Below are 13,262 nucleotides of genomic sequence, written 5' to 3' on the forward strand. Positions count from 1 at the left end.
AGATCCGCTCCTACGGGTACGCCCTCACACCATACGCGCGCCCTGCGCGCGAATCGCGGGCAGACCACGCCGGGGTGCTCTTCGTAGGAGCGAGCTTGCTCGCGAACAGACTCCGCTGCGGGGCTCATTCGCGAGCAAGCTCGCTCCTACGAGAAGCCGTACTCGCCGGTATGGTGGGACCTTGTCCGCGATAACCGGACACCCCGGCATGAACCGCGGTGCGAGGCCTATCAGCCCACCAACACCCGCGCCAGCACCTCGCGCACCTTGCCGATGCCCTCGTGCAGGGCCTGTTCGATCTCGGCCATGGTGATGATGCCGCTGGACTTGCCCGCCGCCGGGTTGACCACCAGCGACAGGCAGGCATAGGGCAGCTCCAGCTCGCGGGCCAGGGCGGCTTCGGGCATGCCGGTCATGCCGACGATGTCGCAGCCGTCGCGCTCCAGCCGGGCGATTTCCGCCACCGTCTCCAGGCGCGGCCCCTGGGTCGCGGCGTAGACGCCATGGCTGCTGTGCGGGTGCCCCAGCGCCTGCAACGCCGCCACCAGCTTCTGGCGCAGCCCTTCGTCATAGGGATGGCTGAAGTCGATATGGGTGACGTGGTCGATGTCGCCGGCGAAGTAGGTGTGCTCGCGGCCGTAGGTGTAGTCGATGATCTGGTGCGGCACGCAGAGGTGGCCGCTGCCCATGGCGGCATGGATGCCGCCCACCGCGTTGACCGCCAGCACCGCCTGGGCGCCGGCCTGCTTGAGCGCCCAGAGGTTGGCGCGGTAGTTCACCTGGTGCGGCGGGAAGCGGTGCGGGTGGCCGTGGCGGGCCAGGAACAGCACCTCGCGGCCGGCGTACTCGCCGCGCTGGATCGGCGCCGAGGGCACGCCGTAGGGCGTGTCCAGGTTCAGCGAATCCTTCAGGGTCAGGCCTTCCAGCTGGGTCAGGCCGGTGCCGCCGATGATGGCGTAGACGGTCATGGCGAATCCTCAGTCGATCAGTTGTGCCGCGCGCAGTTCGCCCACGGCCTGCTGCCAGCGCGGCAGTTGCTTGTATTCGATGCCCGGCCAGGCCTTGGCGCGCATCCGCGCCAGGCGCTCGGGAGCTTTCACCTTCAGGCGCTGCAGGGTGCCCAGGGCCAGTTCGGCCGAGCCACGGTCGTTGCACACCAGGCCCATGTCGCAACCGGCATTCAGCGCGGCCTGGATGCGGCTGGCGGCGTCGCCCACCACGTGGGCGCCGGCCATGGACAGGTCGTCGCTGAAGATCACCCCGTCGAAGCCCAGCTCGCCGCGCAGGATGTCCTGCAGCCAGCGCCGCGAGAAACCGGCAGGGCCGGCATCCACCTGCGGGTAGATGACGTGGGCGGGCATCACCGCGTCCAGCTCGCCGGCCAGGCGCTGGAAAGGCACCAGGTCGCTGCGGCGGATCTCGTCGAGGCTGCGCTCGTCCTCGGGAATCCCCACGTGGGAATCCACCTCGGCCCAGCCGTGGCCGGGGAAGTGCTTGCCGGTGGCGGCCATGCCGGCGGCGTGCATGCCGCGGATGAAGGCGCCGGCCAGCCGCGTGGCGCGCTCGGGGTCGCCCTCGAAGGCGCGGCTGCCGACCACGGCGCTGCGCTGGTGGTCCAGGTCCAGCACCGGAGCGAAGCTCAGGTCCAGGCCCACTGCCAGCACCTCGGTGGCCATCAGCCAGCCGCACTGCTCGGCCAGGCGCTCGGCGTTGGCGTTATCGGCGATGGCGCGCATCGCCGGCAGGCGCAGGAAGCCCTGGCGCAGGCGCTGCACGCGGCCGCCTTCCTGGTCCACCGCCAGCAGCAGGTCCGGACGCAGGGCGCGGATGGCCGCGCAGAGTTCGCGCACCTGGCGCGGGCTTTCGATGTTGCGGGCGAAGATGATCAGCCCGCCCACTTCGGGGTGGCGCAGGATCCGGCGGTCCTCGGCGGTGAGCCAGGTGCCGCCGATGTCGAGCATCAGGGAGCCTTGCATGGGGGAATCCTTAACAGAGTTCGGCCGCGCGCCACTGCGGCTGCGGCGCCTCGTCGAGGCGCACGGGGCAGTGCAGCGGCACACGGGGGAAGAGTTGCAGCAGGTCGGCGTTGCGCAGGCGCACGCAGCCATGGGACAACGGCGCGCCCATGGGTTCGCAATCCGGCGTGCCGTGCAGGTAGATGTAGCGACGGAAGGTATCCACCTCGCCCAGGCGGTTGACGCCGGGCTCGCAGCCGCTCAGCCAGAGGATGCGGGTGAGGATCCAGTCGCGCCCGGGAAACTGCTCGTGCAGCGCCGGGCTCCACACCTCGCCGGTCCAGCGCCGGCCACGCAACACCGCGCCGCAGGGCAGGCCTTCGCCGATCTTCGCCCGAACCTGGTGCAGGCCGCGCGGCGTGCAGCCGGAGCCTTGGCGCTCGCCGGCGCCATTCAGCGCGGTGGAGACGGGCAAACGCAGCACCAGACGCCGCGCGGCGAAGCCGTAGAGCATCTGGTCGGCGAGGGAAATGTGCAGCAGGTCGAGATCGGGCATCGTCCGCCAGTGACAGCAGGAATGGCCCGCTACTTTAGCCGATCGGCCGTGGCAGGCCCAGCGCGGTCAGACCTTGGCTGGCGCCGGCGCCTTGCTCCGCGGCTTGGGCTGGGCGCCGGCCAGGGACGGGTCGCTGACGCCGCTGTCGGCGCGCATGCCGGCGGCGAGGAACGGCACCATCAGTCGCATCACCTGCTCGATGGAGGTGTTCACCCCGAAGTCGTTTTCGGCCATGGCGCGCAGCGCCTTGATCCCGGACATGCTGAAGGCGGCGGCACCGAGCATGAAGTGCACGCGCCAGAACAGCTCGATGGGCGGCAGGCGCGGCGCAGCCTCGTTGACCAACAGCATGTAGCGGCGGAACACCTTGCCGTAGACCTCTTCGAGGTACTTGCGCAGGTGCCCCTGGCTCTGGCTGAAGGCCAGGCCCAGCAGGCGCATGAAGATCGACAGGTCGTTGCCGCTGCGCGGCTTCACCGCCATGGCCTGCACCACCAGCAGTTCGAGCAGTTCCTCGAGGCTGGCGCGCGGCGCGTCGGGCTTGGCCTGGCGCCGGTCCAGTTCCTTTTCCAGACTGGCGCAGAAGGGCCCGAGGAAGCGCGAGAAGACCGCCTGGATCAGCGCCTTCTTCGAGCCGAAATGGTAGTTCACCGCCGCCAGGTTGACCCCGGCCTTGCTGGTGATCAGACGCAACGAGGTCTCGGCGAAGCCTTTTTCCGCGAACAGCTGCTCCGCAGCATCGAGGATACGTTCGACGGTTTCCGACTGGGCCATGGATGAATTCACCTGACAAACACTTGTTTGAAACTTACGTTTCACAGCAATCCATTGTCAAGCCTGGCGCAGAGGGATTGTTGCGGATTCTCGGGCAATACGACGAACGATACCAGCGGGACGTTGGCCGAATCCGCCGAATTACAGCCTCCGGCCGATGAAATAATTCGTTGCCAGCGGCCGACCACTGTATATAATCCCAGCAACTGTACAAAAAGACAGAGTAGGGACATGCAGAAGCTGACGCCGCGCCAAGCCGAGATCCTCGCCTTCATCAAGCGTTGCCTGGAAGACAACGGCTACCCGCCGACGCGCGCCGAGATCGCCCAGGAGCTCGGCTTCAAGTCGCCCAACGCCGCCGAGGAGCACCTCAAGGCACTGGCCCGCAAGGGCGCCATCGAGATGACCCCCGGCGCCTCGCGCGGCATCCGCATCCCCGGCTTCGAACCCAAGGCCGCCGCCAACGAGGACGAACTGCCGATCATCGGCCGCGTCGCCGCCGGCGCGCCAATCCTCGCCGAGCAGAACGTCGAGGACGCCTGCCGCATCAACCCGGCCTTCTTCAACCCGCGCGCCGACTACCTGCTGCGCGTGCGCGGGCAAAGCATGAAGGACGTCGGCATCCTCGACGGCGACCTGCTCGCCGTGCACGTCACCCGCGAGGCGCGCAACGGCCAGATCGTCGTCGCCCGCCTTGGCGAGGAAGTCACGGTGAAGCGCTTCAAGCGCGAGGGCAGCAAGGTCTGGCTGATCGCCGAGAACCCCGAGTTCGCCCCCATCGAGGTCGACCTCAAGGAACAGGAACTGATCATCGAAGGCTTGAGCGTCGGCGTCATCCGCCGCTGACAGGAGGCACCATGCAGTATCCCCAGCCGCTGGACCTGCCCCAACTGCCGCTGTTCCAGGAGGCGCTCTGGGCCAACGCCGAAGAGCCCCTGCTGGCCAAGCTGGCAGAACCGGATGCCGTCGAGGACGAAGCCTTCAGCGAGCTGTCGCTGCGCGGTCTGCCGGGCCACTGCCAGAGCCTGCTGGCGCCCATCCTGCGCGAACTCAGCGAAGAGAAGGATGCCCGCTGGCTGACGCTGATCGCCCCGCCGGCCAGCCTCACCCACGACTGGCTGCGCAAGGCCGGGCTGAACCGCGAGCGCATCCTGCTGCTGCCGGCGCGCGACCAGGCATCCGCCCTGAGCCTGGCCTGCGAGGCGCTGCGCCTGGGCCACAGCCACACGGTGGTCAGCTGGTTGCCGGCGCTCAGCGGCAAGGCGCGCGCGCAACTGTCCCGCGCGGCGCTCGCCGGGCAGGCGCAGAGCCTGAATATCCGTCTGGGGTAGTAAAGGAAGGGATCAGTGCAGGACGCGCGGGCCGTCCTGCTCGACCTCGCCACCTTCGGCGAGGCGGCCGGCCAGTTGCACGCCGACGTTGAACATCGCCTTGGCGATCTCGATGTGCTGGCCCTGCAGGAAGCCCTTGGCGTCGTTGGAGAACTCCAGGGTCACCAGCGCCTCCTCGTCTTCCGCGCGGCGCAGTACGATGCGCCCATCGGGCAGTTCAACGATTTCCAGGAATGAGGTCGGCATGGCTAGGTTCTCTCACAGCAGAACGGCCATTGTAACAGTCATGGCCGCTCTCCCCTAGCCCAACCGACTTCCGGCAGGCTCAGAGCTCGGTCAGCGCCCCACGGAAGCGCAACACCATTTCCTTCAGCGACTTGCGCCAGGCTTCCAGTTCGGCGTTGCCCAGGGCCTGCGGCTCTTCCTCGTCCAGGCTGACGGCCTGGATCAGCGGCTGGGTCGGGTCGACCTTGGCCTTGCGCGGCTCGCGCGGCGGCAGGAACAGCTCGGCGTAGGCGGCCAACAGCTGCGCCAGCCAGGTTTCCGGCTGCTGCGCCAGCTCCACCAGCTCGGCCAGTTCCGGGCTCGGCGAGGCCGCCAGCACCTCGGCGTTGAGCAGCAGCTCGACGCGCGGCGCATTGGCCTCGGGCAGGCGGTAGTAGCCGGCGATCTCGTGGGCCACGCCCAGCACCGCGCCGTACAGGTGGAACAGCGCCGCCTCGCGCTCGGCCTGCACCAGCGCCTGGGCGTTCATCGGCCGCGCCTCTTCCGCCTTGCGCCAGGCTTCCAGGGCCAGGCCGGCGAAATACAGCTTCTGGTTGGTGCGGGTGTAGAGTTCCTGAGCCATCAGCGCGCCCTCATGCGGTCACTCGGCAGTATATGCGCGCCCCGCCTGCGCGGGGCGCGCCGCCCATCAGCGCTTGTCCTCGACCTTCCACTTGCCGCCGTCGAAGAAGGCGCGCCAGCCGCTGGGCTTGCCGTCCACCTCGGACTGCACGTACTGCTCCTTGGTCTTGCGGCTGAAGCGGATCACCGCCGGGCGGCCATCCGGGTCCTTCTGCGGCGCGGCGAGCAGGAAGTGGTATTTCGGGTCCAGCTCGTCCTTGTGCGGGATCAGCTCGCTCACCAGGGGCGCGCGGGTCTCGCGGTTCTTGGGGAACTGGCTGGCGGCCAGGAACAGGCCGGAAGCGCCGTCGCGCAGCACGTAGACGTCGTCGACCTTCTCGCACTTGAGCTCGGGCATGCGGATGGCGTCCATCTTCGGCGGCGCCGGCTCGCCGTTCTTCAGCAGCTTGCGGGTGTTCTTGCAGGCCGGGTTGGTGCAACCGAAGAACTTGCCGAAGCGGCCGGTCTTGAGCTGCATCTGGCTGCCGCACTTGTCGCATTCCAGGCTCGGGCCTTCGTAGCCCTTGATGCGGTACTGGCCTTCCTCGATCTCGTAGCCCGGGCAATCCGGGTTGTTGCCGCAGATATGCAGCTTGTGCTTCTCGTCCAGCAGGTAGGCGTCCATCGCCGTGCTGCAGATCGGGCAGCGGTGCTTGCCGCGCAGCACGCGGGATTCGGACTCGCCCTCGTCGTCCGCGGCGATCTCGTCGCCGGGGATGAGGTTGATGGTCGCCTTGCAGCGCTCCTTCGGCGGCAGGCTGTAGCCGGAGCAGCCGAGGAACACGCCGGTGGAGGCGGTGCGGATCATCATCGGCCGGCCGCACTCGCGGCAGGGGATGCTGGTCAGGGTCGGCTGGTTGGCGCGCATGCCTTTCTCGCTGACCTCGGCCACTTCGAGCTTCTTCTTGAAGTCGCCGTAGAACTCGTCGAGCAGGTGCTTCCAGTCGCGCTCGCCCTGGGCCACGTCATCCAGGTGCTCTTCCATGCCGGCGGTGAAGCCGTAGTCCATCAGGTTGGAGAAGCTCTCGTTGAGGCGGTCGGTGACGATGTCGCCCATCTTCTCGGCGTAGAAGCGGCGGTTGTGGGTGGTGACGTAGCCGCGCTCCTGGATGGTCGAGATGATCGCCGCGTAGGTCGACGGGCGGCCGATGCCGCGCTTCTCCAGTTCCTTGACCAGGCTGGCTTCGGAATAGCGCGCCGGCGGCTTGGTGAAGTGCTGGCTCGGGTCGAGCTTGAGCAGCTTCATCGCATCGCCCTGGTCCATCATCGGCAGCACGTCGTCCTCGCCCGGCCTGCTCTGCTGCGGCAGCACCTTGGTGTAGCCGTCGAACTTGAGGATGCGGCCCTTGGCGCGCAGCTCGAAGTCACCGGCGGCGACGCTGACGGTGGTGGACAGGTATTCGGCCGGCGGCATCTGGCAGGCCACGAACTGGCGCCAGATCAGGTCGTACAGGCGCTCGGCGTCGCGCTCCATGCCCGACAGCTGGGTCGGACGCAGGTTGACGTCGGACGGACGGATCGCTTCGTGCGCTTCCTGGGCGCCTTCCTTGCTGGAATAGAAGTTCGGCTTGGCCGGCAGGTATTTCTTGCCGAACTCGCTGTCGATGAAGCCGCGCACCATGTCGATGGCGTCGGCCGACAGGTTGGTCGAGTCGGTACGCATGTAGGTGATGTAGCCGGCTTCGTAGAGACGCTGGGCCATCATCATGGTCTTCTTCACGCCGAAGCCCAGGCGGTTGCTCGCGGCCTGCTGCAGGGTCGAGGTGATGAAGGGCGCCGAGGGCCGGCTGGAGGTCGGTTTGTCCTCGCGCTTGGCCACGCTGTAGCTGGAGGCCTTGAGCTTCTCCAGGGCGGCCATGGCCTGGGCTTCGTTGAGCGGCTTGAAGGCTTCGCCCTTCTCGCGCACCACTTCGAAGCGAGCCTTCTCGCCGCGCGGGCTGTTCAGGTCGGCATGGATTTCCCAGTATTCCTCGGGGACGAAGGCGCGGATCTCGCGCTCGCGCTCCACCACCAGCTTCACCGCCACCGACTGCACGCGGCCGGCGGACAAGCCGCGGGCGATCTTGGCCCACAGCAGCGGCGAGACCATGTAGCCCACCACGCGGTCGAGGAAGCGCCGCGCCTGCTGGGCGTTGACGCGGTTGATGTCCAGCTCGCCGGGCTGCGAGAAGGCCTCCTGGATGGCCTTCTTGGTGATTTCGTTGAACACCACGCGCTTGTAGCGGCTGTCGTCGCCGCCGATGGCCTCGCGCAGGTGCCAGGCGATGGCCTCCCCTTCGCGGTCCAAGTCGGTTGCGAGATAGATGGTGTCGGCATCCTTGGCCAGGCGGCGCAGCTCGTCGATCACCTTCTCCTTGCCGGGAAGGATCTCGTACTTGGCCTTCCAGCCGTGCTCCGGGTCCACGCCCATGCGGGTGAACAGCTGGCGCTTGGCCTTCTCCTTCGGCGACAGCGCAGGGGCTTCGGCAGCGCTCTTGCGGGCCTTGGCCGCGGCCGGCTCCTTCGCGCTGGACGAACCGCTGGTGGGCAGGTCGCGAATGTGGCCGATGCTCGACTTCACCACGTACTGGCTGCCCAGGTACTTGTTGATGGTCTTGGCCTTGGCCGGTGATTCCACGATGACCAGCGATTTACCCATGGATCGGAAGATTCCTGCTTCGAGAAGGTGAATATAAGGAGGGAGGCGCCCGGAACGGCACCGCTATATATAGTGGTGGTCCGCCCAAGGTCAAGTTCAGGATTCGCCGAAACCGACCTGGGTCAATCCCAGCGGGTCGCTTTCGGCGCTCACCAGAGCAAAGCGCGGAACCAGCTCGCCGTCCACCTCCACCGCTTCGGTGAACATGCCCAGCGGGCGCACCCAGAGGCCGAACTCGCCGTACAGCGCCTGGTAGACCACCAGGGTCTCCTCGCTCTCCGAATGCCGCGCCACGCCCAGCACGCGGTAGTGCTGGCCCTTGTAGTGACGGTACAGGCCGGTCTGCAGTTCCATACGCTGCCCTCCTCGGCAAAAAAGCCGCGATTCTCCAGGCCCCGGGCGATCGGGGCAATCCCCCATTCCCGGAAAAACGAAAGCCGGGGCACAGGGCCCCGGCTCGTCCATCGACGAAAGCTTAGAATCTGTTCACGATCTCGCTAGCTGGCGCAGCAGATCGTGGGCAGGTTCCTAGACGCGTTCGAAGATGGTGGTGATGCCCTGGCCGAGGCCCACGCACATGGTGGACACGCCCAGGGTGCCGCCGTTCTGTTTCATCACGTTCAGCAGGGTGCCGGAGATACGCGCACCGGAGCAGCCGAACGGGTGGCCCAGGGCGATGGCGCCGCCGTGCAGGTTGACCTTCTGGTCCATCTTGTCGAGCAGCTTGAGGTCCTTCAGCACCGGCAGGGCCTGGGCGGCGAAGGCCTCGTTGAGCTCGACGAAGTCGATGTCGTCGATGGTCAGGCCGGCGCGCTTGAGCGCCTTGTTGGTCGAGGGCACCGGGCCGTAGCCCATGATCGCCGGGTCGACGCCCGCCACGGCCATGGCGCGGACCACGGCCATCGGCTGGATGCCCAGGTCCTTGGCGCGCTGGGCGCTCATGACGATCATGCAGGAAGCGCCGTCGGTGATCTGCGAGGAGGTACCCGCAGTCACGGTGCCGCCTTTCGGGTTGAACGCCGGCTTCAGCGCGGCCAGGCTTTCCAGGGAGGTTTCCGGACGAATGGTCTCGTCGAAATCGAAGACCTTCAGGAAGCCGTTCTCGTCATACCCTTCCATCGGGATGATCTCGTCCTTGAACTTGCCTTCCTGGGTAGCCTTCCACGCCAGCTGGTGCGAACGCACGCCGAACTTGTCCTGGGCCTCGCGGGTGATGCCGTGCATCTTGCCCAGCATCTCGGCGGTCAGGCCCATCATGCCGGAGGCCTTGGCGGCGTACAGCGACAGGTGCGGGTTCGGGTCGACGCCGTGCATCATGCCGACGTGGCCCATGTGCTCCACGCCGCCGACGACGAAGACGTCGCCGTTGCCGGTCTGGATCGCCTGCACGGCGGTGTGCAGGGCGCTCATCGACGAGCCGCACAGGCGGCTGACGGTCTGGCCGGCGCTGGTGTGGGGGATCGGGGTCATCAGCGAGGCCATGCGCGCGATGTTCCAGCCCTGTTCCAGGGTCTGGTTCACGCAGCCCCAGATGACGTCCTCGACTTCCGCCGGGTCGACCTTCGGGTTGCGTGCAAGCACGCCGCTGATCAGGTGCGCGGACATGTTCTCCGCACGGGTGTTGCGGTGCATCCCGCCCTTGGAACGGCCCATCGGGGTGCGGCCGAAGTCGACAATGACGGCGTCTCTCGGATTCAGGCTCATAAATTCACTCTCGCTCTATTCGTTCGCACTCAACCGAAGAACTTCTGGCCGTTCTTGGCCATTTCACGCAGCTTCGCGGTCGGGTGGTACAGCGGGCCCAGGTCGGCGTACTTGTCGGCCAGGGCGACGAATTCGGCCACGCCGATGGAGTCGATGTAGCGCAGCGCACCGCCACGGAAGGGCGGGAAGCCGATGCCGTAGATCAGGCCCATGTCGGCCTCGGCGGCGGTTTCGACGATGCCGTCTTCCAGGCAGCGCACGGTCTCCAGGCACAGCGGGATCATCATGTAGTTGATGATGTCCTCGTCGGTCAGCTCACGCTGCTCGCTGACGATGGCCTTGAGCAGTTCGTAGGCCTGCGGGTCGTTGACTTTCTTCGGCTTGCCGCGCTTGTCGGTCTCGTAGACGTAGAAGCCCTTGCCGTTCTTCTGGCCCAGGCGGTTGGCCTCGTACATGACGTCGACGGCGGTCTTGCCTTCAACGGCCATGCGGTCCGGGAAGCCTTCGGCCATCACGTCGCGGCCATGGTGGCCGGTGTCGATGCCGACCACGTCGGACAGGTAGGCCGGGCCCATGGGCCAGCCGAACTTCTCCATCACCTTGTCGATGCGCGCGAAGTCGACGCCGAAGCCCAGCAGCTTGGAGAAGCCGCCGAAGTACGGGAACAGCACGCGGTTGACCAGGAAGCCGGGGCAGTCATTCACCACGATGGGGTTCTTGCCCATCTTCTTGGCGTAGGCCACGGTGGTGGCGACGGCCACTTCACCGGACTTCTCACCGCGGATGACCTCGACCAAGGGCATCATGTGCACCGGGTTGAAGAAGTGCATGCCGACGAAGTTTTCCGGGCGCTTCAGGGCCTGGGCCAGCAGGCTGATGGAGATGGTCGAGGTGTTGGAAGCGAGGATCGCGTCCTCCTTGACCACGCCTTCCACCTCGGCCAGCACGATCTGCTTGACCTTGGGGTTCTCGACCACGGCTTCGACGACGATGTCGACGTTGCCGAAGTCGCCGTAGGACATGGTCGGGCGGATGGCGTTCAGCGCCTCGGCCATCTTGGCCGGGGTCAGGCGGCCCTTCTCGACGCGCTTGCCGAGCAGCTTGGAGGCCTCGTTCAGGCCCATCTGGATACCCTCTTCGCGGATATCCTTCATCAGGATCGGGGTGCCCTTGACCGCCGACTGGTAGGCGATGCCGCCGCCCATGATGCCGGCGCCGAGCACGGCGGCCAGTTTCACGTCCTTGGCGACTTCGTCGTACTGCTTGGCTTTCTTCTTCAGTTCCTGGTCGTTCAGGAACAGGCCGATCAGGCTTTGCGCGACCGAGGTCTTGGCCAGCTTGACGAAGCCCTGGGCCTCGACTTCCAGCGCCTTGTCACGGCCGAAGTTGGCGGCCTTCTGGATCGACTTGATGGCTTCGACCGGGGCCGGGTAGTTCGGGCCGGCCTGGCCAGCGACGAAGCCCTTGGCGGTCTCGAAGGCCATCATCTGCTCGATGGCGTTGAGCTTGATCTTTTCCAGCTTGGGCTGGCGGCGGGCCTTGTGGTCCAGCTCGCCGGCGATGGCGCGCTTGACCAGGTCCAGGGCCGCGGCCTGCAGTTGCTCGGGGGCGACCACGGCGTCGACGGCGCCGACTTTCAGGGCGTCCTCGGCACGGTTTTCCTTGCCCGAGGCGATCCACTCCACGGCGTTGTCCACGCCGATCAGGCGCGGCAGGCGCACGGTGCCGCCGAAGCCCGGGTAGATGCCCAGCTTGACTTCCGGCAGGCCGATCTTGGCGGTGGCGCTCATCACGCGGAAGTCCGCGGCCAGGCACATTTCCAGGCCGCCGCCCAGGGCGATGCCGTTGATCGCGGCGACGGTCGGGACCTCGAGGTCCTCGAAGGCGCTGAAGATCGTGTTGGCTTCGAGGTTGCCGGCCAGCAGTTCTTCGTCCGGCAGCTTGAAGTTGTCGACGAATTCGGTGATGTCGGCGCCGACGATGAACACGCCTTTGCCGCTGGTCACGATCACGCCCTTGACGGACGCATCGGCCTTGATCGCATCGACTGCTTCACGCAGTTCGTTCAGGGTGAGCCGGTTGAACTTGTTGACGGACTCGCCCTTGAGGTCGAAATTCAGCTCGACGATGCCGCTCTCAAGAGCCTTAACCGTGATGGCTTTACCTTGGTAAATCATCAACTGATCTCCACGCTAGGGAAGCTTGAACTCACGCATCGGACGCCGTGTATCGGGACCGTTCCGCAGTCGCGGAGCATAGTCCCAAAGCCTGCGGCACACCCGCCGATGCGATAGTCGGGGCCTTGGTTCGACCGTTCGTACATGGCAAACGCTCGATTCATACGCCCGTTTGATTCGGGTGTGCACACCTTCTTCGAAAAGCCTGCGCTTGTCAATCGCGGACGGCTGTCCGAAAGGCCTCTGGTTCGCCGCATTCAGCGAGGTTCTGCCGCGACATTCAGCAAAACCATGGCGCCCCGTGCCGCTGTCTGGCCCGGGGCCAGCCACGTCGTTGGCAAAATGCCCGGACGCGGGTTAGAGTCCGGCGAATCGCTTGTCGCCGAGCATCGCGAAGAACAACAAGAAGCCCCACGGCCCCAAGGAGACGCGCCCATGCCATGCCGACCGCTGGCCCGCCTGTTGTCCCTGTTCGTCCTGTCCGCCCTGCCCTTTCTGGCCCACGCCGAGCCCGCCGGCGACCTGCTGGCGCTGCACCAGATGCGCCTGGCCGCCCAGCGCAGCCTGAGCGACCTGTTCCTGCTCAACGCCATGGCTGGGGACCCGCGCTACGCGGGCCTGGTGGCCAGCTCCACGGCCGACGCCGGCGCCGCCCTGGAACGCCTGGGGCAGATGCCCGGCAGCGCCTCGGCGCAGCTCAGGAGCAAGCTGCAGGAACAGTGGGACGGCTACCGCCAGGCCCTGGAGCAGCAGCTGCAGGCGCAGAAGCAGAACGGCTACAACGACTTCCAGCCCCTGGGCGACCTGGCCAGCCGCAACAGCCAGCTGCTGGATACCGCCGAACAGCTCTACGAGGGCATCCAGAAGGACAGCGGCCAGCAGGTGCCGCCGCTCACCCAGCAGAGCCGCGACCAGAGCCTGCTGATGCAGTCGATCACCTGGAACTACGTGTCGCGCAACGCCTCGGCGGGCGCCAACCCGGTGCGCAGCGAGGACCAGCAGGCCCTCGACGACCTGACCAACCGCTTCGCCATCAACCTGCTGCAACTGCAGCAGGCGCCGCAGACCAGCCCGGAGATCGGCCGCGAGCTGCGGGCCATCTCCACCAAGTGGCGGTTCATCGAGAAATCGCTGCAGAGCGCCGCGCAGAGCAACGTGCCCTTCCTCATCGACAAGTACTCCGACGGCATCATCGCCGACCTGGAGCAGGTCTCCGGCCGCTATGCCGCGGCGCAGCTCTGA

General features: G+C 66.7%; 13 protein-coding genes. 3 read left to right on the forward strand and 10 right to left on the reverse strand.

Features of this window, described 5'->3' with window-relative positions; all coding sequences use genetic code 11:
* Window positions 1-230: 230 nt before the first annotated feature.
* From BM060_RS10790 to BM060_RS10805, 4 genes are all read right to left on the reverse strand, one after another.
* Window positions 231-968, reverse strand: a complete 738-nt coding sequence (locus BM060_RS10790; RefSeq protein WP_058488919.1) for an S-methyl-5'-thioinosine phosphorylase — start codon at window positions 966-968, stop codon at window positions 231-233.
* Between the two features lie 9 nt (window positions 969-977).
* Window positions 978-1,976 carry a beta-N-acetylhexosaminidase gene (gene nagZ, locus BM060_RS10795; protein WP_074979913.1) on the reverse strand — a complete coding sequence of 333 codons (999 nt, stop codon included), beginning with the start codon at window positions 1,974-1,976 and terminating at the stop codon, window positions 978-980.
* A gap of 10 nt (window positions 1,977-1,986) precedes the next feature.
* Complete coding sequence (locus BM060_RS10800; RefSeq protein WP_074979916.1) at window positions 1,987-2,511, reverse strand: L,D-transpeptidase; 525 nt, start codon at window positions 2,509-2,511, stop codon at window positions 1,987-1,989.
* 66 nt (window positions 2,512-2,577) lie between these two features.
* Entirely contained in the window at window positions 2,578-3,285 is a 708-nt protein-coding gene (locus BM060_RS10805) for a TetR/AcrR family transcriptional regulator (RefSeq protein WP_058488916.1), read from the reverse strand.
* Between the two features lie 231 nt (window positions 3,286-3,516).
* Here BM060_RS10805 and lexA point away from each other — a divergent pair, with 231 nt between their 5' ends.
* Window positions 3,517-4,131: a transcriptional repressor LexA gene (gene lexA / locus BM060_RS10810; RefSeq protein WP_074979919.1), complete on the forward strand. Its 615-nt coding sequence runs from the start codon at window positions 3,517-3,519 to the stop codon at window positions 4,129-4,131.
* A gap of 11 nt (window positions 4,132-4,142) precedes the next feature.
* Complete coding sequence (sulA, locus tag BM060_RS10815; RefSeq protein ID WP_074979922.1) at window positions 4,143-4,616, forward strand: SOS-induced cell division inhibitor SulA; 474 nt, start codon at window positions 4,143-4,145, stop codon at window positions 4,614-4,616.
* A 12-nt stretch (window positions 4,617-4,628) separates the two neighbouring features.
* Here sulA and BM060_RS10820 read toward each other — a convergent pair whose 3' ends face one another.
* The 6 genes from BM060_RS10820 to fadB form a co-directional block, all read right to left on the reverse strand.
* A complete protein-coding gene (locus BM060_RS10820; protein WP_009621357.1) occupies window positions 4,629-4,862 on the reverse strand; it encodes a hypothetical protein in 234 nt (77 codons plus the stop codon).
* A 79-nt stretch (window positions 4,863-4,941) separates the two neighbouring features.
* Window positions 4,942-5,463, reverse strand: coding sequence for a DUF6586 family protein (locus BM060_RS10825; RefSeq protein WP_074979924.1), 522 nt, complete (start codon window positions 5,461-5,463; stop codon window positions 4,942-4,944).
* A gap of 66 nt (window positions 5,464-5,529) precedes the next feature.
* A complete protein-coding gene (gene topA, locus BM060_RS10830) occupies window positions 5,530-8,139 on the reverse strand; it encodes a type I DNA topoisomerase (protein ID WP_074979927.1) in 2,610 nt (869 codons plus the stop codon).
* Window positions 8,140-8,235: 96 nt separating this feature from the next.
* The gene (locus tag BM060_RS10835; protein WP_169720923.1) at window positions 8,236-8,493 is read right to left on the reverse strand and encodes a DUF1653 domain-containing protein; all 258 of its coding nucleotides are present in this window, start codon (window positions 8,491-8,493) and stop codon (window positions 8,236-8,238) included.
* Between the two features lie 174 nt (window positions 8,494-8,667).
* Window positions 8,668-9,843: an acetyl-CoA C-acyltransferase FadA gene (gene fadA, locus BM060_RS10840; RefSeq protein ID WP_074979929.1), complete on the reverse strand. Its 1,176-nt coding sequence runs from the start codon at window positions 9,841-9,843 to the stop codon at window positions 8,668-8,670.
* A gap of 29 nt (window positions 9,844-9,872) precedes the next feature.
* A complete protein-coding gene (gene fadB / locus BM060_RS10845) occupies window positions 9,873-12,020 on the reverse strand; it encodes a fatty acid oxidation complex subunit alpha FadB (RefSeq protein ID WP_074979932.1) in 2,148 nt (715 codons plus the stop codon).
* Window positions 12,021-12,455: 435 nt separating this feature from the next.
* On the opposite strand from fadB, the gene BM060_RS10850 reads away from it, so the two are divergent.
* Complete coding sequence (locus BM060_RS10850; protein WP_074979935.1) at window positions 12,456-13,262, forward strand: hypothetical protein; 807 nt, start codon at window positions 12,456-12,458, stop codon at window positions 13,260-13,262.

The organism is Pseudomonas citronellolis, assembly GCF_900112375.1.
Taxonomy (GTDB): domain Bacteria; phylum Pseudomonadota; class Gammaproteobacteria; order Pseudomonadales; family Pseudomonadaceae; genus Pseudomonas; species Pseudomonas citronellolis.

Coding starts and splice junctions, on each gene's coding strand:
- BM060_RS10790 (WP_058488919.1), bottom strand. CDS start 968: ATGACCGTCTACGCCATCATCGGCGGCACCGGCCTGACCCAGCTGGAA.
- nagZ (WP_074979913.1), bottom strand. CDS start 1,976: ATGCAAGGCTCCCTGATGCTCGACATCGGCGGCACCTGGCTCACCGCC.
- BM060_RS10800 (WP_074979916.1), bottom strand. CDS start 2,511: ATGCCCGATCTCGACCTGCTGCACATTTCCCTCGCCGACCAGATGCTC.
- BM060_RS10805 (WP_058488916.1), bottom strand. CDS start 3,285: ATGGCCCAGTCGGAAACCGTCGAACGTATCCTCGATGCTGCGGAGCAG.
- lexA (WP_074979919.1), top strand. CDS start 3,517: ATGCAGAAGCTGACGCCGCGCCAAGCCGAGATCCTCGCCTTCATCAAG.
- sulA (WP_074979922.1), top strand. CDS start 4,143: ATGCAGTATCCCCAGCCGCTGGACCTGCCCCAACTGCCGCTGTTCCAG.
- BM060_RS10820 (WP_009621357.1), bottom strand. CDS start 4,862: ATGCCGACCTCATTCCTGGAAATCGTTGAACTGCCCGATGGGCGCATC.
- BM060_RS10825 (WP_074979924.1), bottom strand. CDS start 5,463: ATGGCTCAGGAACTCTACACCCGCACCAACCAGAAGCTGTATTTCGCC.
- topA (WP_074979927.1), bottom strand. CDS start 8,139: ATGGGTAAATCGCTGGTCATCGTGGAATCACCGGCCAAGGCCAAGACC.
- BM060_RS10835 (WP_169720923.1), bottom strand. CDS start 8,493: ATGGAACTGCAGACCGGCCTGTACCGTCACTACAAGGGCCAGCACTAC.
- fadA (WP_074979929.1), bottom strand. CDS start 9,843: ATGAGCCTGAATCCGAGAGACGCCGTCATTGTCGACTTCGGCCGCACC.
- fadB (WP_074979932.1), bottom strand. CDS start 12,020: ATGATTTACCAAGGTAAAGCCATCACGGTTAAGGCTCTTGAGAGCGGC.
- BM060_RS10850 (WP_074979935.1), top strand. CDS start 12,456: ATGCCATGCCGACCGCTGGCCCGCCTGTTGTCCCTGTTCGTCCTGTCC.